This window comes from Candidatus Mycolicibacterium alkanivorans, from assembly GCF_022760805.1.
GTDB classification, from domain to species: domain Bacteria; phylum Actinomycetota; class Actinomycetes; order Mycobacteriales; family Mycobacteriaceae; genus Mycobacterium; species Mycobacterium alkanivorans.
In genome coordinates, this window is the sequence record NZ_JAIVFL010000001.1 from 3066559 (window position 1) to 3086731 (window position 20173).

Below are 20173 nucleotides of genomic sequence, written 5' to 3' on the forward strand. Positions count from 1 at the left end.
TGCGATTGTGCGACTGCTCGGCGGAGGAGGTCGACCGGGAAGGTGCCCCTTAGACCGAGCTCTTCAGGTCGTCGACCTTGTCGAGCCGCTCCCACGGCAGGTCGATGTCCGTACGGCCGAAGTGGCCGTAGGCGGCGGTCTGCGCGTAGATCGGGCGCTTGAGATCCAAGTCGCGGATGATCGCGCCGGGCCGCAGGTCGAAGACAGCGGTGATGGCCTTCTCGATGCGGGCCGGATCGACGATCTCGGTGCCGAAGGTCTCGACGAACAGGCCCACCGGGGCCGCCTTGCCGATGGCGTAGGCCACCTGGACCTCCACCCGCTCGGCCAGCCCTGCTGCGACGACGTTCTTGGCCACCCAGCGCATCGCGTACGCCGCCGACCGGTCCACCTTGGAGGGATCCTTGCCGGAGAACGCGCCGCCGCCGTGGCGGGCCCACCCACCATAGGTGTCGACGATGATCTTGCGGCCGGTCAGACCGGCGTCGCCCATCGGGCCACCCAGAACGAACTTGCCGGTCGGGTTGACCAGCAGCCGGAAGTCCGAGGCGTCCAGGGTCTCGTGGCCGAGATCGTCCAGGACGGTGTTGACGACCTTCTCCCGGATGTCGGGGGTCAGCATCTTGTCCAGGTCGATGTCCGCGGCGTGCTGGGTGGACAGCACGACGGTGTCCAGTCGCACCGGGGTGGTGCCCTGGTACTGGATGGTCACTTGGGTCTTGCCGTCGGGCCGCAGGTAGGGAAGCACGCCGTTCTTGCGCACCTCGGTCAGCCGCCGCGACAGCCGGTGGGCCAGCGCGATCGGCAGCGGCATCAACTCGGGGGTGTCGCGGATCGCGTAGCCGAACATCAGACCCTGATCGCCGGCACCCTGGGAGTCCAGCGGATCGGCGGCGCCCTCGACCCGCGCTTCGTGCGCGGTGTCGACGCCCCGGGCGATATCGGGCGACTGCTTGCCGATGCCGATGTTCACCCCGCAGGTGGCGCCATCGAAGCCCTTGGTCGACGAGTCGTAGCCGATCTCGAGGATCCGCTCCCGCACGGTGTCGGCGATGTCGGCGAAGGCTTCCTTGGCGTTGGTGGTCACCTCGCCGACGACGTGCACCTGACCGGTGGTGACCAGCGTCTCCACCGCGACACGCGAATCGGGATCCTGCGCCAGGAGTGCGTCGAGCACCGAGTCGCTGATGGCGTCACAGATCTTGTCGGGGTGCCCCTCGGTGACCGACTCACTGGTGAACAGCCGACCCTTATCGCTCACGGTCTCATCCCTTCGGAATACTTAGCCAAGCAAATCATATGCGTTGCCCCGTTAGACCAAACCGGGACAGTCCGTCCCGCGCAAGTCTTCTGCGCACCCGGGTGTGATCCCCCGACCGCTACGCACCGCTTCCGCGCGTGAACGTCGCGATCGCGTCCACAATACGACTTGCCAGGAGAGTCTTCGACCCGTGCTCCAGCGCGACCTCGGTGCCGTCCGCCCCCAGCAGCCATCCGTCGTTGCTGTCCACCTCGAAGGCGCGGCCTTCCCCGACCGCGTTCACGACGAGCAGATCGCAGCCCTTGCGCGCGAGCTTGGCTCGCGCATGGAACAACACGTCGCCGTTGGCGTCGCCGGTCTCGGCGGCGAATCCGACGATGGCACGCATGTTCGGCAACTGCCCGTCGGTCCGCTGGTGGACCGCGCCGGCCAGCACGTCATCGGTCCGGACGAGTTCGATCGTCGGCCCCTCCTGGACGCCGGGCTGCTTCTTGATCTTGTTTGCGGCCACCGCAGCTGGCCGGAAGTCCGCGACCGCAGCCGCCATCACGAGCACATTAGCGCCTGGAGCGTGCTTGGTGACCGCTTCGTGAAGCTGAGCCGCCGAGGTGATGTGCAGGACGTCGACACCGGCCGGATCGGCCAGCCCGCCGGTGTTGCCCGCGATGAGCGTGACCTCGGCGCCGCGCTGGGCGGCGACCCGGGCCACGGCGTAGCCCTGCTTGCCGGAGCTGCGATTGCCGATGAACCGGACCGGATCGATGGCCTCCCGGGTGCCCCCGGCGGTCACCAGCACCTTCGTCCCGCTCAGGTCGTGGGGCAGCGCGTCGCGGCGGGCCAGCAGCAGCTCGGCGAACGTGGCGATCTCTTCGGGCTCGGGCAGGCGTCCCGCGCCGCTGTCGGCGCCTGTCAGCCGTCCGGAGGCGGGCTCGAGGACGACTGCGCCGCGTCGGCGCAACGTCTCGACGTTGTCGACGGTGGCGGGATGCTGCCACATCTCGGTGTGCATAGCCGGTGCGAACAGAACCGGACAGCGCGCCGTCAGCAGAGTGGCGGTCAACAGGTCGTCGGCGCGTCCGACGACGGCGCGCGCCAGCACATCGGCGGTGGCGGGAGCCACGACGACCAGATCGGCCTCCTGGCCCAGCCGGACATGCGGGACCTCGTCGACGTCCTGGAAGACCCCCGTGCGGACCGGGTGGCCGGACAGCGCCTCGAAGGTGGCGGAGCCGACGAACCGCAGCGCCGACTCGGTGGGAACGACGCGCACGTCGTGGCCGGCCTCCCTGAGCTGGCGGACCAGCGAGCACGCCTTGTACGCGGCGATGCCACCTGCGACGCCGACGATGATCCGCTTCGGGTTCATCTCGAAGCCCGGGCCCGGTACGGCTACTCGCCTTCGGTGTGCTCGAGCAGGTCGGCGTGGATCTCGCGCAGCGCGATCGACAGCGGCTTCTCCTGCAGGCCCGGCTCGACGAGCGGCCCGACGTACTCGAGGATGCCGTCACCGAGCTGGTTGTAATAGTCGTTGATCTGCCGCGCCCGCTTGGCGGCGTAGATCACCAGCGCGTACTTGCTCGACACCCGGTCGAGCAGCTCGTCGATGGGCGGGTTGGTGATGCCCAGCGGCGTGTCATAGGCGGTAGCGGCACCCGGGGCCGGATCGTAGTGATCCGTGCTGGCTTGCGTCACGTAGAAAATCTCCCTGCGGGGTTGAAAGCTGAGTCTGGCGGGCTGTGCAGCGGTCGCTTCCGACCGCTCACGCCGACTCCGGCGCGTTACCCACCAGCAAGGATACCAATTCGGCGCATGCCGACTCCAATTGGCAGTTCACGACGACCACGTCGAACTCACCCTGTGCGGCCAATTCGGCGCGCGCGGTCGCCAGTCGGCGGGCCATCACTTCCGGCGTCTCGGTGCCCCGGCCGACCAGCCGCGTCTCGAGCGCTTCCCAGTTCGGGGGCGCCAGGAACACGCTGACGGCCTCCGGCATCGCGTTCTTGACCGCCTTGGCGCCGGCCAGGTCGACTTCGATCAACACCGGGTGACCGGCGGCGGCGGCGTCGGCCACCGGAGCGGCCAGCGTGCCGGAACGGTGCAGGCCACCGTGGATGTCCGCCCATTCCAGGAGATCACCGCGGTCGATGAGCTGCTGGAACTCCCCGGGGGAAACGAAGTGGTAGTCGACGCCGTCCACCTCGCCAGGGCGCGGCGCCCGGGTCGTGGCCGACACGCTGAAATGCAGGTCGGGCACCTGCTCACGCAGGCGGCGGACGATCGTCGACTTCCCTACCGCAGAGGGCCCGGACAGCACCACCACACGGCCACGGGCCGCGTGGCGGTCAGGCTCACCGCCACGGCTGTCCGGCCTTCCGCCGGCGTCCATCAACCTCCCTAGGAGAAGTCGAACTTTTCCAGCAATGCCTTGCGCTGCCGATCGCCGAGGCCGCGCAGACGACGCGTCGGGGCGATCTCCAGCTCGGTCATGATCTCCTGCGCCTTGACCTTGCCAACCTTCGGCAACGCCTCCAGGAGCGCGGAAACCTTCATCTTGCCGAGGACCTCGTCGGTCTCAGCGTCCTTGAGCACCTGCTTGAGGTTGGTGCCACCACGCTTGAGCCGATCCTTGAGCTCAGCTCGTGCTCGACGCGCGGCAGCAGCCTTCTCCAACGCGGCTGCGCGCTGCTCGTCGGTCAACTGGGGAAGGGCCACGGGTTCCTCCGTCTCATCACCATCATTGTTATGCCTGGGCCGGGTTCTTCAGCCAGCGACGACGACCGTACCCACGCTGTCTGACGAAATCTAACCCCACCCCCTCGTTACAGGTGCAAACCCGCAGGATATGGCCGACAAAGTAGTGAGCCAGACAGTCGCCAGGCAAAGATTCATGTGGGCCCGCGGATCGCTCCGGTGATCGCATCCAATGCCCAAAAGTCCCGGTCTAGCTGGTTTTTGTCAACAGGTGAACGACGTTTCCGCCGCGTCCTTCGATGCCGGGGTCGTTCACGGCCAATTTTCAGGTGCCGGGCCCGTCAGCGGCGTGTCGCCCGTATCGGATCGCCTGTTCGGCCGGAGGGGGTAGTTGCCTAGATCGGCTAGCCAATAACCACCGGAAAATGTGTCCTGCGACACTCGCCGGACAGGTGGGTATCGGTCGTAGAACGGCCGGCGACCGTCTAGAGTGCTTCCCAGGGTGCTTTAGGAAAAGTAGATGTTGGGAGACATCGTGGTTTCTGAGGCGCCCCAGGCTGCCCTTTTGCAGGCAAAACGGCCCACACCCCAGGGGATTGGGCCAAAAGGTAATTTGATCTACAAGGTGATCACGACGACCGATCACAAGCTGATCGGCATTATGTACGTGGTTGCCTGCTTCATCTTCTTCGCGGTCGCGGGTCTTATGGCGCTGTTCATCCGTGCCGAACTGGCGGTTCCGGGGCTGCAGTTCCTGTCCAACGAGCAGTACAACCAGCTGTTCACCATGCATGGCACCGCGATGCTGTTGTTCTATGGGACGCCGATCGTGTTCGGGTTCGCCAACCTGGTGCTGCCGCTGCAGATCGGCGCACCCGACGTGGCGTTCCCACGGCTGAACGCCCTGTCGTTTTGGCTGTTCGTCTTCGGCGCGCTGATCGCCCTGGGCGGCTTCATCACCCCCGGCGGCGCGGCCGACTTCGGCTGGACGGTCTACGTGCCGCTGTCCGACGCGGTGCACAGCCCCGGCGCCGGCGCCGACCTGTGGATCCTGGGTGTCGCCGTCGGCGGTCTGGGCACCATCTTGGGCGCGGTCAACATGATCACCACGATCGTGTGCATGCGCTGCCCGGGCATGACCATGTTCCGGATGCCGATCTTCACCTGGAACATCTTCGTCACCTCGATCCTGGTGTTGCTGATCTTCCCGCTGCTCACCGCGGCGGCGTTCGGCCTGGCCGCCGACCGTCGACTCGGGGCGCACATCTACGACCCGGCCAACGGCGGCATCACGTTGTTCCAGCACCTGTTCTGGTATTTCGGCCATCCCGAGGTCTACGTGCTGGCGCTGCCGTTCTTCGGCATCGTCTCGGAGATCTTCCCGGTGTTCAGCCGCAAACCGATCTTCGGCTACACCACGCTGATCTACGCGACGATCAGCATCGCCGCGCTGTCGGTGGCGGTCTGGGCGCACCACATGTACGTCACGGGAGCCGTTCTGCTGCCGTTCTTCTCGTTCATGACCTTCCTCATCGCCGTGCCGACGGGCATCAAGTTCTTCAACTGGCTGGGCACGATGTGGCGGGGGCAGTTGACGTTCGAGACCCCGATGCTGTTCTCTGTCGGGTTTTTGGTGACGTTCCTCGCCGGTGGTTTGTCGGGTGTGCTGCTGGCCAGCCCGCCGCTGGACTTCCACGTCAGCGATACCTATTTCGTGGTGGCGCACTTCCACTACGTGCTGTTCGGTGTGATCGTGTTCGCCACCTACGCCGGTGTCTACTTCTGGTTTCCGAAGATGACCGGACGGCTGCTCGACGAGCGGCTGGGCAAGCTGCACTTCTGGCTGACCTTGATCGGCTTCAACGTCACGTTCCTGGTGCAGCACTGGCTGGGTAACGCGGGTATGCCGCGCCGCTACGCCGACTACCTGCCCGGTGACGGGTTCACCACGCTGAACATGATTTCCACGGTCGGCGCGTTCATCCTGGGCGTCTCCACCATTCCGTTCGCGTGGAATGTCTTCAAGAGCTGGCGTTACGGCGAGGTCGTCACCGTCGACGACCCGTGGGGCCACGGCAACTCGCTGGAGTGGGCCACCTCATGCCCGCCACCGCGGCACAACTTCACCGAACTGCCCCAGATCCGCTCGGAGCGTCCCGCGTTCGAGTTGCATTACCCGCACATGGTGGACCGGATGCGGGCCGAGGCCCACGTCGGTCGCGAACACCACCACGAGGTCGAGAAGGCGAAGGCTTAGGCCCTCGCTAGGCGAGGTAGGCGACCTCGTCACGAAGTTTCTCCCCTGCGCGCCGGACCGCGGCGAAATCCGGTCCGGCGCGCAGTATTTCGCGCGAGACCGCGGGCAGAAGCTGGCCGGGCCGGGCCCCACCGAGACCACCGAGCGTCTCTGGCTGGCCACCCTGGGCGCCGACACCTGGCACCAGGACAGGACCGCCGAGCTCGCCGACATCGGGCACCTGCTCCAGCGTCGCGCCGATGACGACACCGACCGAGCCGGGCCGCGGAGCCGCCAATCGGTTGACCTCCGCCGCGTCGTCGACGATCGACTGCGCGACCGTGCGACCTCCGACGAGTGCGCGCTGGACGCTGGCGCCTTCCGGATTCGACGTCGCGGCCAGCACGAAGACGCCCCGCCCGTTGGCCGCGGCCAGGTCGAGAAGCGGCCGCAGCGAACCGAATCCGAGATACGGCGACGCGGTGACCGCGTCGGCCGCCAGCGGCCCGTCGCCCGCCCAGGCCTGGGCGTAGGCGGCCATCGTAGACCCGATGTCGCCCCGCTTGGCATCGGCGAGCACCAGCACACCGGCCTCCCTCAGCGCGGCCATGGTGCGTTCGAGCACCGCGAAACCTGCTGAGCCATAGGCCTCGAAGAACGCCACCTGCGGTTTGGCGACGGCGAAACCGGCATAAGCCTGCACGCAGATGTCGCAGAACCGGGCCAGCCCGTCGACACAGACCGGCAGGTCCCAGGAGCGCAGCAACTCCGGGTGCGGGTCGATGCCCACGCACAGCGGGCCGCGGGCGGTGATCGCCGCAGCCAGCCTGGCGCCGAACGAGATGTCAGTCATTGCCGAGAGCGGCGTGCAACTCCTGCAGGGAGCGCACGTCGATGTCGCCGCGAATACCGGCCTCGATGCCCTGCACGGCCGCCGACGCGCCCTGCACGGTGGTGACGCACGGAATGTTCATCGACACTGCCGCCGAGCGGATCTCGTAGCCGTCGATGCGCGGTCCGGAGTTGCCGTATGGCGTGTTGATCACCATGTCGACCTCCCCGGCGAGAATCGCGTCGATCGCTGACATCACCGGCCGACCCTCCCCTGGCCCCTCGAAGTGCTTGCGCACAACGTCACACCGAATACCGTTGCGGCGCAGCATTTCCGCGGTGCCCTCGGTAGCCAGCACGCGGAAGCCGAGGTCGGCCAACCGCTTGACCGGGAAGACCAGCGAACGCTTGTCGCGGTTGGCCACCGAGACGAACACCGTGCCGTCGACGGGCAGCGATCCGTAGGCCGCGGTCTGACTCTTGGCGAACGCGCTGCCGAAGTCGTGGTCGATGCCCATGACCTCGCCGGTGGACTTCATCTCCGGGCCGAGCAAGGAGTCGATCGCCGAACCGTCCGCCCGGCGGAACCGGTGGAACGGCAGCACCGCTTCCTTCACCGCGATCGGGGCGTTCGGGGCCGGACTGGCGCCGTCGCCGGTGGGTGCCAGCAGCCCCTCCGAGCGCAGCTGGGCGATACTGGCGCCCAACATGATCCGCGCGCAGGCCTCGGCCAGTGGAACGGCGGTGGCCTTGGACACGAACGGCACGGTACGGCTGGCCCGCGGGTTGGCCTCCAGGACGTAGAGCACGTCGTCCTTCAGCGCGTACTGCACGTTGAGCAGGCCGATCACACCGACCCCGTGCGCGATGGCCTCGGTGGCCCTACGCACCGCTTCGATGTCGCTGCGGCCCAGGGTGACCGGCGGCAGCGCGCACGCCGAGTCACCGGAGTGGATACCGGCCTCCTCGATGTGCTCCATGACGCCGCCGATGTAGACCTCGGTGCCGTCACAGAGCGCGTCGACGTCGATCTCGATGGCGTCCTCGAGGAAACGGTCGACCAGCACCGGATGCTCGGGCGAGAGCTGGGTGGCGCGGGTGATGTAGCCGTGCAGCGTCTTCTCGTCGTAGACGATCTCCATGCCGCGCCCACCAAGGACGTAGGACGGCCGCACCAGCACCGGATAGCCGATGCCGGCGGCGATCTCGCGGGCCTGCTCGAAGCTGGTCGCGAGGCCGAACTTCGGCGCGGGCAGGCCGGCGTGTGCCAGCACCTGACCGAACCGGCCGCGGTCCTCGGCCAGGTCGATGGCCTCGGGCCGGGTGCCGACGATCGGCACACCGGCATCGGCCAGCCGATGCGCCAGGCCGAGCGGGGTCTGCCCGCCAAGCTGGACGATCACTCCGACCACGCCCGGACCGCCCTGCCCGGACTGGAATTCGGCGTGATAGACCTCCAGGACGTCCTCGAAGGTCAGCGGCTCGAAGTACAGCCGGTCGGCGGTGTCGTAATCGGTGGACACCGTCTCGGGGTTGCAGTTGACCATCACGGTCTCGAAGCCGGCCTCGCTGAGCGTGGTGGCGGCATGCACACAGCTGTAGTCGAATTCGATGCCCTGACCGATCCGGTTCGGCCCGGAGCCCAGGATCAGCACCTTGGGCTTCTCGGTCTGCGGGGCGACTTCGGTCTCGGCCGCCGGATCGAGCTCGTAACTCGAGTAGTGGTACGGCGTCTTGGCCTCGAACTCGGCGGCACACGTGTCGACGGTTTTGAACACCGGGTGGATGCCCAGCCGCTGCCGCAGCGACCGCACCCCGGTCTCGCCGGCGAGCTCTGGTCGCAGCGCGGCGATCTGGCGGTCCGACAGGCCGTTGTGCTTGGCCCGGCGCAGCAGGTCCTCGTCGAGCACCGCGGCCTCGATCACCTCGTGGCGCAGCGCGACCAGACCGTTGATCTGCTCGACGAACCACGGGTCCACCCCGGAAGCCTCGGCCACCTCCTCGACACTGGCGCCCATCCGCAGGGCCAGCTCGATGTCGTAAAGCCGGCCCTCGGTCGGGATGCGCAGCCGGTCGAGCACGTCGGACACCCAGCCGTCGTCGTCGGGCCCGGTCCAAAACCCGGCACGGGTGGTCTCCAGCGAGCGCATCACCTTGCCGAGCGCTTCGATGAAGTTGCGACCCAACGACATCGCCTCACCCACCGACTTCATCGTGGTGGTCAGCGTCGGGTCGGCGCCGGGGAACTTCTCGAAGGCGAAGCGCGGCGCCTTGACCACCACGTAGTCCAGCGTCGGCTCGAAGCACGCCGGGGTTTCCTTGGTGATGTCGTTGACGATCTCGTCGAGGGTGTATCCGATCGCCAGCTTGGCGGCGATCTTGGCAATCGGGAAGCCGGTGGCCTTGGAAGCCAGTGCGCTGGAACGCGACACCCGGGGGTTCATCTCGATGACGATGAGCCGGCCGTCCTTCGGGTCGACGGCGAACTGGATGTTGCAGCCACCGGTGTCCACGCCGACCTCGCGCAGGATCGCGATGGCCAGGTCGCGCATCTTCTGGTATTCCCGGTCGGTCAGCGTCATCGCTGGCGCGACGGTCACCGAGTCACCGGTGTGCACGCCCATCGGGTCGACGTTCTCGATCGAGCAGACCACGACGACGTTGTCGTGGCCGTCGCGCATCAACTCGAGCTCGTATTCCTTCCACCCGTAGATGGATTCCTCGATGAGCACGTTCGCACTCGGCGAGGCGGCCAGGCCGTCGCCGGCTATCCGCGCGACGTCCTCCAGGGAGTGCGCCATGCCGGAGCCGAGGCCACCCATGGTGAACGAAGGCCGCACGACCACCGGCAGGCCCAGCTCCGCCACCGTCTCACGGACCTCGGCCATGCTGAAACAGACTCGGCTGCGGGCGGATTCGCCGCCGACCTTGGCGACGATGTCCTTGAACCGCTGGCGGTCCTCACCGCGCTGGATGGCCTCGAAGTCGGCGCCGATGAGTTCCACGCCGTAGCGGTCCAGCGCCCCGTTCTCGTAGAGGGCCACCGCGGTGTTGAGCGCGGTCTGCCCACCGAGGGTGGCCAGCAGGGCGTCGATCCGGTTGCCGCGGGCGGCCTGCTGGGCGATGACCTTCTCGACGAAGGTCGCGGTGATCGGCTCGACGTAGGTGTAGTCGGCGTATTCCGGGTCGGTCATGATCGTCGCCGGGTTGGAGTTCACCAGGCTGACGGTCAGACCCTCCGAGCGCAGTACGCGGCAGGCCTGGGTGCCCGAGTAGTCGAACTCGCAGGCCTGGCCGATGACGATCGGTCCGGAGCCGATGACCAGGACGTGGTTGAGGTCGGTGCGGCGAGGCATCTAGCGATTCCCCCCTTCCATCAGCTCGACGAACTGATCGAACAGATAATTGGCGTCATGCGGCCCCGCCGCGCCTTCCGGGTGGTATTGCACCGAGAAGGCTTTCCCGTCAACAAGTTTGATCCCTTCGACCACTCCGTCGTTGGCGCAGGTGTGGCTGACCATCGCGGGCCCGAAGTCGGTGTCGAAGCGCTCACCGGCCTCACCCTCGAGTGCGAATCCGTGGTTCTGCGCGGTGATCGCCACGGTACCGGTCGCATGGTCGATGACCGGCACGTTGATGCCGCGGTGGCCGAACACCATCTTGTAGGTGGACCGGCCGAGGGCACGCCCCAGGATCTGATTGCCGAAACAGATTCCGAACAGCGGGATTCCGGCCCCCAGGACCTCCCGGGTGACCCCGACGACGTGGTCGGCGGTGGCCGGATCGCCGGGCCCGTTGGACAAGAAAACCCCGTCGGGCTCGAGGTCGGCGATCTGGTCGAACGTCGCCGAGGACGACAGCACGTGGGTCCTGATGCCGCGCAATGCGAAGTTGCGCGGGGTGTTGGTCTTGATTCCGAGGTCGAGTGCGGCCACGTTGAGGCGCGGCGCCCCTTCGGGTTCGACGACGTAGCTCTGCTCGGTGCTCACTTCGCCGGCGAGGTCGGCGCCCAGCATGGCCGGTTGGCTGCGCACCCGACGCACCAACTCGTCGGTGTCCGCCAGCGCCGGACCGGAGAACACGCCGGCCTTCATCGACCCGCGGTCGCGCAGGTGCCGCACCACCGCGCGGGTGTCCGCACCGGCGATGCCCACGATGCGCTGCCGCTTGAGTTCGTCCTCGAGCGTCCCGGTGGCGCGCCAGTTCGAGGCCCGCGGCGACGGGTCGCGCACCACGTATCCGGCCACCCAGATCTTGTCGCCGCGGCTTTCGGCGTCCTCGTGGTTCCAGCCGGTGTTGCCGATCTGCGGCGCGGTGGCCACCACGATCTGCCGGTGATAGCTCGGGTCGGTCAGCGTCTCCTGGTAGCCGGACATCCCGGTGGAGAACACCGCTTCGCCGAGAGTCTCGCCGACCGCGCCGTATTCGGTGCCGGTGTAGACTCGGCCGTCCTCCAGCACGAGATGGGCTTTCCCAGTCACACTGCCTCTCCTATCCATCTGGCGTACTCGCCGCGGTCGTCGCCGCGAAATCCGGTGTTTATCTCGGTGCCCGAGAGCAGCCGCCAGCGGATCGCCAGCATCCCCGCCGACTCGGCCTCGCCCCGGCCCGGGATCACCTTGCCGGCCAGCGCCCGTTCGGTACGTACCGCCGTGATCGACTCCTGGGGCATCCAGATCGGAGTCGCCCCCGAGCGCTCCAGCAGGATGCCCTCGGGATAGCGGGTCAACACCGCCTTCGATCGATATCCCAAGTCCCCGACGGCGATACGATCCAGCCAGTCGCCGCCGAGAGTGCTGCCCACATACAGCCCGCGGGTGGGCGCGACGGTGGCCGGGCCCAACATGTCCGGCAGCGGCGGAAACTGGCCGAGCAGTTCACTCTGCCGCAGCGCGCGGTTGCGCCAGCCGCGCATCATCCGGCGGATCACCGCACCGATGATCACGACGATGAACAACGCGAAGACGAACGTCGCGACCGCGGTGCCGGTATTCATGGGCGATCCGTCTGCGCTTCTCGCTGGGTATTCACTGCGCCGGGCTCTTCCCGTCCCGCGCGGTCACCGTGCCCCGCAGCAGGGTTGCGGTGACCTTGGCCGGCAACGTCATCGACGCGTACGGGGTGTTCGACGAGCGGCTGGCCAACTCGGCTCCGTCGACGATCCAGGTGGCGTCGGGGTCGACCACGACGAGGTTGGCCGGTTCGCCCACCTCCAGCGGCCGGCCCTGGTCGTCGAGGCCGACGATGCGGGCCGGGTTCTCGCTCATCACCCGCGCGACCCCGCGCCAGTCCAGCAGCCCAGGCGCCACCATCGTCTCGACCACCACCGACAGCGCCGTCTGCAGCCCCAGCATGCCTGGGCGGGCGACGGAGAACTCGCAGCACTTCTCGTGCTGGGCGTGCGGTGCGTGGTCGGTGGCCACGCAGTCGATCACCCCGTCGGCAAGTGCCTGGCGCAGCGCCCGGGCGTCGGCGGCCTCGCGCAGCGGCGGGTTCACCCGGTTGACCCCGTCGTAGGTGGCCAGCCGGCCGTCGTCGAGCAGCAGATGGTGCGGTGTCACCTCGGCAGTGACCGAGATGCCCTGCTGCTTGGCCCATTTGATGATCTCCACCGTGCCCGCTGTGGAGGCGTGGCAGATATGCACCCGCGAGTCGGCGTCGCGGGCCAGCAGGGCGTCGCGCGCCACGATCGACTCCTCGGCAGCCCGCGGCCAGCCCGCCAGGCCCAACACCGCGGCGTTGGGTCCCTCGTGGGCGACGGCGCCGACCGTCAGCCGCGGTTCCTCGGCGTGCTGGGCGATCAGCACTCCCAGCCCCTTGGCGTACTCCAGCGCACGACGCATCACCAACGGGTCGTGCACGCAGATGCCGTCGTCGGAGAACAGCTTCACCTGCGCCAGACCACCTGCCATCAGGCCCATTTCGGTGAGCTGCTTGCCTTCCAGTCCCACCGTCACCGCGCCCACCGGATGCACGTCGACCAGCCCGACCTGCTGGCCGCGGCGCCACACGTGGTCGGTCACCACCGGGCTGTCGGCGACCGGGTCGGTGTTGGCCATCGCGAACACCGCGGTATAGCCCCCGAGAGCCGCTGCGGCCGAACCGGTTTCGATGTCCTCGGCGTACTCGCGGCCGGGCTCGCGCAGGTGGGTGTGCAGGTCGACGAATCCGGGCAGCAGCACCTGGCCGGCGGCGTCGATCACGTCGGCATCGTCGGGGACGACGAGTTCCGGGCCGATCTGGGCGATCTGGCCGTCGGCCACCAGCAGGTCGACCTGGCCGCCCTCACCGTACAGGCGGACCCCACGAATCAGGACTCCACTCATACCGTCACCGCCTCGTCCGTGCCGACCAGCAGATGGAACAACACCGCCATCCGCACGTGCACACCGTTGGAAACCTGTTGCAGCACAGCGGATTGCGACGAGTCCGCCACCGAGAACGAGATCTCCATGCCGCGCAGCATCGGGCCGGGGTGCATCACAATCGCGTGCCCGGGCAGCATCGCCTGCCTCTTCTCCGACAGCCCGTAGAGCACCGAGTACTCGCGGGTGGACGGGAAGAACCCGCCGTTCATCCGTTCGGCCTGTACCCGCAGCATCAGCACCGCGTCGGCGGCCGGCAGCTCGGCATCGAGATCATGCGACACCGTCACCGGCCAGTCCGAGACACCGACCGGCAGCAGCGTCGGCGGGGCGACCAGTACCACCTCGGCGCCCAGCGTGTCGAGCAGCGTCACATTCGACCGGGCCACCCGGCTGTGCAGGATGTCCCCCACGATCACCACCCGCCGGCCCTCGATGTCGCCGAGGCGCTGGCGCAACGTCAGCGCGTCCAGCAGCGCCTGGGTGGGGTGTTCGTGGGTTCCGTCGCCGGCGTTGATGACGCTGGGACCCGTGCCGTCGGGCTCCAGCGTCCACTCGGCCAGCTGCTGGGCTGCACCGGAGGCGGGATGCCGGATTATCAGCGCGTCGGCACCTGCCGCGCGCAGGGTCAGCGCGGTGTCGCGCAGCGACTCGCCCTTGGACACCGAGGACCCCGACGAACTGACGTTGATCACGTCGGCGCTCATCCACTTGCCGGCCACCTCGAACGACACCCGGGTGCGGGTGGAGTTCTCGTAGAACATCGTGATGATGGTCCGCCCGCGCAGGGTGGGCAGCTTCTTGACCTCACGGCCCTGCAGGGTCTGCCGGAACCGGTCGGCGTCGTCGAGGATCGCGGTGGCCTCGTCCCGGGTGAGATCCCCGGCCGACAGCAGATGCCTGATCGTCATCTCGCGGGCCCTCCGTGCGGTGCGATCCAGATGCCTTCGACATCGTCGTCCTCCGCGAGCCGCACCTTGACGTTCTCGCTGCGCGACGTCGGGACGTTCTTGCCGACGTAGTCGGCCCGCAGCGGCAGTTCGCGGTGGCCGCGGTCGACGAGAACCGCCAGCTGCACCGCCTTCGGCCTGCCGATGTCGCGCAGGGCGTCCAGCGCCGAGCGCACCGAGCGCCCGGTGTAGAGCACGTCGTCGACGAGGATCACCAGGGCGTCGTCGATCCCCCCGGCCGGGATCGACGTCTCCTCCAGCGCGCGCGGCGGCTTGAAGTCCAGGTCGTCGCGGTACAGCGTGATGTCGAGGCCACCGCGCGCGACCGTGACTCCGGAGAACTCGTGAATCTTGGCGGCCAGCCGGTCGGCCAGCGTGACACCCCTGGTCGGGATGCCAAGCAGGACGACACGGGGGGCGTCGGAACCGTCGAGTGCGGTCTTCTCGATGATCTGATGGGCGATACGGGAGATGGTCCGGCCGACGTCCGCTGCGGTCATCAATTCCCGGTCGGTGTCTGAAGTGCCCACGAGGCGACCCTGACCTCCTTCTCCGCCTCTCCGGACGGCTCGTTAAAGGATGTCGAACTGGGGCAGCTTAGCACCCTTTGCGGCCGCGCCCGCCTGGATGCAGTGACCACGCCACCACCCCACCGCTGGGATTTCGACGCCTTCTACCGGGGCGAGAGCCCCGGTGAGAGCGGCGAGGTCGAGATGGCCTTCTGGCTCGTGGTCGCCGATCGCGCAACAGTAGACTCGGCCCGGTGAGTCTCGCGGACAACCGCACCTCGATCGTTCAGGCGGTGGACGCCGGCCTGCTCGCCGGTGCCGTCACCCTGGTCTGGCAGCGCGGAAAAGTGTTGCAGGTCAGTGAAGTCGGCTACCGTGACGTCGAGGCCAAGCTGCCGATGCGGCGCGACACGATCTTCCGGATCGCCTCGATGACCAAGCCGGTGACGGTGGCTGCCGCGATGACGCTCGTCGACGAGGGCAGGCTGGCACTGTCCGACCCGGTGAGCCGGTGGCTGCCGGAGCTGGCCCACATGCGAGTGCTGGTCGACCCGATGGGCCCGCTGGAGCGCACCGTACCGGCGCAGCGGCCGATCACCATCGACGACCTGATGACCCATCGCAGCGGGCTGGCCTACATGTTCTCCGTACTGGGCCCGCTGAGCCGCGCCTACGGCGGGGTTTCGCTGCGCCAGGATCAGGACCACTGGCTGGCCGAGGTCGCCACGCTGCCCCTGGTGCACCAACCCGGTGACCGGCTCACCTACAGTCACGCCACCGAGGTCCTGGGCATCGCTCTGTCCCGCATCGAGGGCAAGCCGTTGCACAGGGTGCTCTCCGAGCGGATCTTCGAGCCCCTCGGTATGACTGACACCGGGTTCTTCATCTCACCGGACAAGCGGGGGCGCACGGCGACGATGTACCGGCTCGACGAACTGAAGGGCCTTCAGCACGACGCCATGGGTCCCATCCCGGTCACCGAACCGAGGTTCTGCCAGGGCGGGGCCGGGCTGCTCTCCACCGCCGACGACTATCTGCGATTCGTGCGAATGTTGTTGGGCGGCGGCGAAATCGACGGCGTCCGCGTGTTGTCCGACAAGTCGGTGCAACTGATGCGCAGCGACCAGTTGACCGAGGGGCAGAAGCGTCACCGGTTCCTGGGCATGCCGTACTGGATCGGCCGCGGATTCGGGCTGAACCTCTCGGTGGTCACCGATGCGCCCAAGTCCACGCAGCTGTTCGGACCCGGCAGCCTTGGCACGTTCAGCTGGCCAGGCGCTTACGGGACGTGGTGGCAGGCCGACCCATCGAACGAGTCCATCCTGATCTACCTCATCCAGAACTATCCGAACCTCACGGCGGCCGCGGCGGCGGTGGCGGTGGCGGGCAACACCTCGCTGGCCGAGCTGCAGTCGGTGCAACCGCGGTTCGTGCGGCGCACCTACGCCGCACTGGAGGAGTAGTCAGACCATCGCGATCGGCGAGATCGGCATCGCGCGCAGGATGTAGAACCCCAGGGTCCGCGAGGTGCCGCTCCGGTGCCATGGTGTCGGACATTACGCTCACAACCCGTGGAGCTGCTGATCGCCGCTAACCCGAACACCGCTTCCCGATTGCGGTACCTGATCCGGCTACCGCTGGACGGGCTTGTGTTCGCGACATCGGACACCTGGCCGCGGACGAAGGCGCTGTACTGCCATCCCATGGACGCCGACGCGTGGCCCGCGGACGCCGAACCGCTCGAACGCATCGGTCTGCGGGCCTGCAACCGCCGCGGCGCGGCCATCGACATCGTTGCCGAGCGCTCCCGGGAGGGTCGCTCACAGCTTGTCTTCACCACCGCGCGCGGCCGCGACGTGGTGTTCTGGCAGAGCCCGCGCACCGTCAAACAATCCCGACCCGGCGTCAGCACACCAACCGCCCGAGCCTCGGGCATCGAGAACCTGAGCGTCATCGTCGACTCACATGAGCGCTACGCCTACGACTTCGCCGGCAAGCCTGTCGTCGTCACCCGACGTGCACTGCCGTGCGGTGATTACGGGCTGGTAGTCGGCGACAAGCTGGTCGCCGCGGTGGAACGCAAGGCGCTCGCTGATCTGACCAGCAGCCTGCTCGGTGGCAGGCTGAAATATCAACTCGCCGAACTGGCCTCGCTGCCGCGCGCGGCCGTCGTCGTGGAGGATCGGTTCTCCGAGGTCTTCGCACTCACCCATGTGCGCCCGGCCGTCGTTGCCGACAGCCTCGCCGAGACGCAGGTGATGTTTCCGTCGGTGCCGATCGTGTTCTGCCAGACCCGTAAGCTGGCGCAGGAGTACACCTACCGCTACCTGGCCGCAGCACGGCAGTGGGCTGCCGACGCCGATATTTCAGCGGGCGCGTTCGGCGTCACCGCCGAGACGGGCGTCGCGCCGCCCTCGCCGCAACCCTCGACCGCAGAGGTGCGCGCCTGGGCCTTGGACGTCGGCTTGCCAGTCTCCGACCGCGGACGGCTCAAACCCGCGATTCTCGCGGCCTGGCACGAGGCGCACCGCTGAGCTACCTGGTGTCGCGAACGGCGGCGGCCGCGGCCCGGATCTGCGGGGTGACCAGCATGACCTGGCCCAGCACGCCGTTGACGAAGCCGGGCGACTCGTCGGTGGACAGCTCCTTGGCCAGCTCGACGGCCTCGTCGACGGCGACCGGCTCGGGAACGTCCTCGGCGTGCAGCAGTTCCCACACCGCCACCCGCAGGATCGCGCGGTCGACGGCGGGCAGCCGCTCCAGCGTCCAGCCCTGCAGGTGCGAGGTGATCAGCTCGTCGATGTGGGCGGAGTTCTCGCTGACCCCGCGCGCCACCGTCACCGTGTACGGGTTGAGCACCGACACGTCCGGGTTGGCCTCGGCCAGCGCGGTGCGGCTCTCGGCCACCTCGGCCGGTGTCAGTCCCCGTGCCTCGGCTTCGAAGAGCAAGTCGACCGCGCGCTTGCGCGCCTGATGCCGACCCTTGTCGGCCTTGCGGTCGGCCATATCAGGTGTTCACGCGCCCCAGATAGCTGCCGTCGCGGGAATCGACCTTGAGCTTGTCGCCGGGGTTGATGAACAGCGGCACCTGGATCTCGGCGCCGGTCTCCAGCGTCGCGGGCTTGGTGCCCGCGCTGGAGCGATCACCCTGCAGGCCCGGCTCGGTGTGGCTGACCTCGAGCTCGACCGTCACCGGCAGCTCCAGGTACAGCGGCGCGCCGTCATGGAAGGCGATCTGCACCGGCATGCCCTCGAGCAGGAAGCCCGCGGCGCGGCCGACCAGAGCCTCCGGCAGCGGGTGCTGCTCGTAGTCCTCGGCGTCCATGAACACGAAGTCCGAGCCGTCGCGGTACAGATAGGTGGCGTCGCGGCGGTCGACAGTGGCGGTTTCCACCTTCACCCCGGCGTTGTAGGTCTTGTCGACGACCTTGCCCGACAGCACGTTCTTGAGCTTGGTCCGCACGAACGCCGGTCCTTTACCGGGCTTGACGTGCTGGAACTCGGTGATCTGCCAGAGCTGGCCGTCGATGTTCAGCACGAGGCCGTTTTTGAAATCGGCAGTGGTTGCCACGGTCGGTCGTTCTCCTAGCTTCTAAATGATGGCCAGTTCCTTGGGGAACCGGGTGAGCAGCTCTGGGCCCCGTTCGCCCACGACCAGGGTGTCCTCGATGCGTACACCACCACGGTCAGGCAGGTAGACACCCGGTTCCACGGTCACCACGGAGCCAGCAAGCAGTGTACCGGCGGCTGCGGAGTTGATTGCCGGCGCTTCGTGGATCTGCAGTCCGACGCCGTGGCCCAGCCCATGCCCGAACTGCTCGGCGTAACCAGCGTCGGCGATGACCGTCCGGGCGGCCCCGTCGACATCGCTGAGGCTGGCGCCGACCTCGAGTGCCTCGCGGCCGGCGCGCTGGGCGTCGGACACCAGCTGGTAGATCTCGCGCTGCCAGGCCGCCGCCTTGCCCAGCACGAACGTCCGGGTCACGTCGGAGTGGTAGCCGCCAACCAGCGCGCCGAAGTCGATCGTGATGAAATCGCCCTCCGCCAGCACCGCATCGGTGGGCCGATGATGCGGTACCGCCGAGTTGGCCCCTGAGGCCACGATGGTCTCGAAGGAGGGTCCATCGGCGCCGTGCTCGAGCATCAGCGCCTCGAGGTCGCGGCCCACCGCGCGTTCGGTGCGCCCCGGACGCAGCCCGCCCTCGGCCACCAGCTGCGCCAGGGCGGCGTCGGCGGCCTCGCAGGCTAGCCGCAGCAGCGCGACCTCACCGGCGTCCTTGACCTCGCGCAGCGCCTCGATCACACCGGCGGCCCGCACCAGTTCGGCGGGTGCCTCACCGAGTTCCTTGGCCAGCGCGTCGAACCCGTCGACGCTGACCACATGACTTTCGAATCCGATGCGCCGCGCGCCGTCGGCCACCGCGCGCGCCACCAGATGCCGCCCGCAAGCGCGCTCGATCACCGTCTGCAGATCGGGTGCCTGGCGGGCGGCCTGGGTGCGGTAGCGGGAATCGGTGGCCAGCACCGCCGGCGTGTCGCCGGCGAACACCAGCAGCGCCGCGTTCGACCCGGTGAAGCCGGACAGGTATCGGACGTTGACCAGGTCACTGACGAGCATGGCGTCCACACCGTCGGCGGCCAGCCGGGCCGCGAGCCGGTCCCGGCGTTGGGAATGCGTCACGGTCGCCGACGGTACTCGCTACGCTGATACCCCATGAGCACCCGGTTGTTGCGCGGACTGGCGTTCGCGGCCGGGATGGTCATCGTCCGACTGGTGCAGGGAACGCTGATCAACCAGTACCCGACCAAGGCCGGAATGATCAGTCTCGTCCTGGTGGTGCTGTTCGGCATCGCGGCCTTCGTGTGGGGTCTGCTCGACGGCCGCGCCGACGCCAACGCCAACCCCGACCCGGACCGTCGCCGCGACCTGGCGATGAGATGGTTGCTGGCGGGTCTGGTCGCCGGTGTGGTGGCCGGCGCCGTCGCGTGGGCGATCTCGCTGTTCTACCAGAACGTCTACGTCGAGGGGCTGATCAGCGAGGTGACCACGTTCGCGGCCTTCACCGCGCTGGTGGTCTTCACCCCGGCAATCGCCGCGGTGGCCATCGGCCGCTGGATGGTCGACCGCGGCCGGCCTGACGAGCCGCGCCGCCGCTTCGGTGAAGCGCGCGACGTGTTCGACGCCGCGCAGGAGGACGACCGGACCGGCCCGATCAGCGGGCTGGGTGCCGGTGGTGCCGATCCCGAGGAGCAGACGTCGGCCATCGCCCCCCGGGCGTCGTGACGACGGCGATCTGCAACTCGGTGGCCAGCACCACGTCGTGACGGGG

The 20173-nt window shown here is 68.1% G+C and carries 19 protein-coding genes; 4 read left to right on the forward strand and 15 right to left on the reverse strand.

Annotation, left to right across the window (positions count from 1 at the left end; translation table 11 throughout):
* Positions 1-49: 49 nt before the first annotated feature.
* The 5 genes from metK to mihF all read right to left on the reverse strand — a co-directional run bounded on the left by metK (position 50) and on the right by mihF (position 3973).
* Positions 50-1261, reverse strand: coding sequence for a methionine adenosyltransferase (gene metK / locus K9U37_RS14995; RefSeq protein ID WP_243072356.1), 1212 nt, complete (start codon positions 1259-1261; stop codon positions 50-52).
* A gap of 118 nt (positions 1262-1379) precedes the next feature.
* Entirely contained in the window at positions 1380-2627 is a 1248-nt protein-coding gene (gene coaBC, locus K9U37_RS15000) for a bifunctional phosphopantothenoylcysteine decarboxylase/phosphopantothenate--cysteine ligase CoaBC (RefSeq protein WP_243072357.1), read from the reverse strand.
* A gap of 23 nt (positions 2628-2650) precedes the next feature.
* Positions 2651-2953 carry a DNA-directed RNA polymerase subunit omega gene (gene rpoZ, locus K9U37_RS15005; protein ID WP_059019942.1) on the reverse strand — a complete coding sequence of 101 codons (303 nt, stop codon included), beginning with the start codon at positions 2951-2953 and terminating at the stop codon, positions 2651-2653.
* Between the two features lie 67 nt (positions 2954-3020).
* The gene (gmk, locus tag K9U37_RS15010; protein WP_243072358.1) at positions 3021-3647 is read right to left on the reverse strand and encodes a guanylate kinase; all 627 of its coding nucleotides are present in this window, start codon (positions 3645-3647) and stop codon (positions 3021-3023) included.
* Between the two features lie 8 nt (positions 3648-3655).
* A complete protein-coding gene (gene mihF, locus K9U37_RS15015) occupies positions 3656-3973 on the reverse strand; it encodes an integration host factor, actinobacterial type (protein WP_003932123.1) in 318 nt (105 codons plus the stop codon).
* Between the two features lie 499 nt (positions 3974-4472).
* Between mihF and ctaD the strand changes: the two genes are divergently transcribed.
* Complete coding sequence (gene ctaD / locus K9U37_RS15020) at positions 4473-6209, forward strand: aa3-type cytochrome oxidase subunit I (protein WP_252394009.1); 1737 nt, start codon at positions 4473-4475, stop codon at positions 6207-6209.
* 7 nt (positions 6210-6216) lie between these two features.
* Here ctaD and pyrF read toward each other — a convergent pair whose 3' ends face one another.
* Genes pyrF through pyrR form a run of 7 tightly spaced genes read right to left on the reverse strand, consistent with a single transcriptional unit; the run spans position 6217 to position 14864 of the window.
* Positions 6217-7041 carry an orotidine-5'-phosphate decarboxylase gene (gene pyrF, locus K9U37_RS15025; RefSeq protein ID WP_243072360.1) on the reverse strand — a complete coding sequence of 275 codons (825 nt, stop codon included), beginning with the start codon at positions 7039-7041 and terminating at the stop codon, positions 6217-6219.
* Positions 7034-10375 (reverse strand): carbamoyl-phosphate synthase large subunit, encoded by a 3342-nt coding sequence (gene carB, locus K9U37_RS15030; RefSeq protein WP_243072361.1) that lies wholly within the window; start codon positions 10373-10375, stop codon positions 7034-7036. Before carB ends, pyrF begins: the two co-directional genes overlap by 8 nt.
* Positions 10376-11500, reverse strand: coding sequence for a glutamine-hydrolyzing carbamoyl-phosphate synthase small subunit (gene carA / locus K9U37_RS15035; protein ID WP_243072362.1), 1125 nt, complete (start codon positions 11498-11500; stop codon positions 10376-10378). It lies immediately after the preceding gene.
* Positions 11497-12015, reverse strand: a complete 519-nt coding sequence (locus K9U37_RS15040; RefSeq protein WP_243072363.1) for a PH-like domain-containing protein — start codon at positions 12013-12015, stop codon at positions 11497-11499. Before K9U37_RS15040 ends, carA begins: the two co-directional genes overlap by 4 nt.
* Before the next feature lie 31 nt (positions 12016-12046).
* The gene (locus K9U37_RS15045) at positions 12047-13345 is read right to left on the reverse strand and encodes a dihydroorotase (protein ID WP_243072364.1); all 1299 of its coding nucleotides are present in this window, start codon (positions 13343-13345) and stop codon (positions 12047-12049) included.
* Positions 13342-14295, reverse strand: coding sequence for an aspartate carbamoyltransferase catalytic subunit (locus K9U37_RS15050; RefSeq protein ID WP_243072365.1), 954 nt, complete (start codon positions 14293-14295; stop codon positions 13342-13344). Before K9U37_RS15050 ends, K9U37_RS15045 begins: the two co-directional genes overlap by 4 nt.
* Positions 14292-14864, reverse strand: a complete 573-nt coding sequence (gene pyrR, locus K9U37_RS15055; protein WP_308197387.1) for a bifunctional pyr operon transcriptional regulator/uracil phosphoribosyltransferase PyrR — start codon at positions 14862-14864, stop codon at positions 14292-14294. The genes K9U37_RS15050 and pyrR overlap by 4 nt, the downstream gene beginning before the upstream one ends.
* Positions 14865-15097: 233 nt before the next feature.
* On the opposite strand from pyrR, the gene K9U37_RS15060 reads away from it, so the two are divergent.
* Complete coding sequence (locus K9U37_RS15060; RefSeq protein WP_243072366.1) at positions 15098-16306, forward strand: serine hydrolase domain-containing protein; 1209 nt, start codon at positions 15098-15100, stop codon at positions 16304-16306.
* A 108-nt stretch (positions 16307-16414) separates the two neighbouring features.
* On the forward strand, positions 16415-17377 hold the full coding sequence (locus K9U37_RS15065; protein ID WP_243072367.1) for an ERCC4 domain-containing protein: 963 nt from the start codon (positions 16415-16417) through the stop codon (positions 17375-17377).
* A gap of 1 nt (position 17378) precedes the next feature.
* Here the strand turns inward: K9U37_RS15065 and nusB are convergent, their stop codons facing one another.
* The 3 genes from nusB to K9U37_RS15080 are packed head-to-tail and all read right to left on the reverse strand — an operon-like array spanning position 17379 to position 19524.
* Positions 17379-17849 (reverse strand): transcription antitermination factor NusB, encoded by a 471-nt coding sequence (gene nusB, locus K9U37_RS15070; RefSeq protein WP_243072368.1) that lies wholly within the window; start codon positions 17847-17849, stop codon positions 17379-17381.
* Between the two features lies 1 nt (position 17850).
* Positions 17851-18414 carry an elongation factor P gene (efp, locus tag K9U37_RS15075; protein WP_243072369.1) on the reverse strand — a complete coding sequence of 188 codons (564 nt, stop codon included), beginning with the start codon at positions 18412-18414 and terminating at the stop codon, positions 17851-17853.
* A 21-nt stretch (positions 18415-18435) separates the two neighbouring features.
* Entirely contained in the window at positions 18436-19524 is a 1089-nt protein-coding gene (locus tag K9U37_RS15080; RefSeq protein WP_243072370.1) for a M24 family metallopeptidase, read from the reverse strand.
* A gap of 33 nt (positions 19525-19557) precedes the next feature.
* Here K9U37_RS15080 and K9U37_RS15085 point away from each other — a divergent pair, with 33 nt between their 5' ends.
* Positions 19558-20127 (forward strand): B-4DMT family transporter, encoded by a 570-nt coding sequence (locus tag K9U37_RS15085; protein ID WP_243072371.1) that lies wholly within the window; start codon positions 19558-19560, stop codon positions 20125-20127.
* The last annotated feature ends 46 nt before the right edge of the window (positions 20128-20173 follow it).

Bases quoted from the DNA above. Each gene is read 5' to 3' on its own strand.
- coaBC (WP_243072357.1), bottom strand. From the start codon at position 2,627: ATGAACCCGAAGCGGATCATCGTCGGCGTCGCAGGTGGCATCGCCGCG.
- gmk (WP_243072358.1), bottom strand. From the start codon at position 3,647: ATGGACGCCGGCGGAAGGCCGGACAGCCGTGGCGGTGAGCCTGACCGC.
- ctaD (WP_252394009.1), top strand. From the start codon at position 4,473: ATGTTGGGAGACATCGTGGTTTCTGAGGCGCCCCAGGCTGCCCTTTTG.
- pyrF (WP_243072360.1), bottom strand. From the start codon at position 7,041: ATGACTGACATCTCGTTCGGCGCCAGGCTGGCTGCGGCGATCACCGCC.
- carB (WP_243072361.1), bottom strand. From the start codon at position 10,375: ATGCCTCGCCGCACCGACCTCAACCACGTCCTGGTCATCGGCTCCGGA.
- K9U37_RS15040 (WP_243072363.1), bottom strand. From the start codon at position 12,015: ATGAATACCGGCACCGCGGTCGCGACGTTCGTCTTCGCGTTGTTCATC.
- K9U37_RS15045 (WP_243072364.1), bottom strand. From the start codon at position 13,345: ATGAGTGGAGTCCTGATTCGTGGGGTCCGCCTGTACGGTGAGGGCGGC.
- K9U37_RS15050 (WP_243072365.1), bottom strand. From the start codon at position 14,295: ATGACGATCAGGCATCTGCTGTCGGCCGGGGATCTCACCCGGGACGAG.
- nusB (WP_243072368.1), bottom strand. From the start codon at position 17,849: ATGGCCGACCGCAAGGCCGACAAGGGTCGGCATCAGGCGCGCAAGCGC.
- K9U37_RS15085 (WP_243072371.1), top strand. From the start codon at position 19,558: ATGAGCACCCGGTTGTTGCGCGGACTGGCGTTCGCGGCCGGGATGGTC.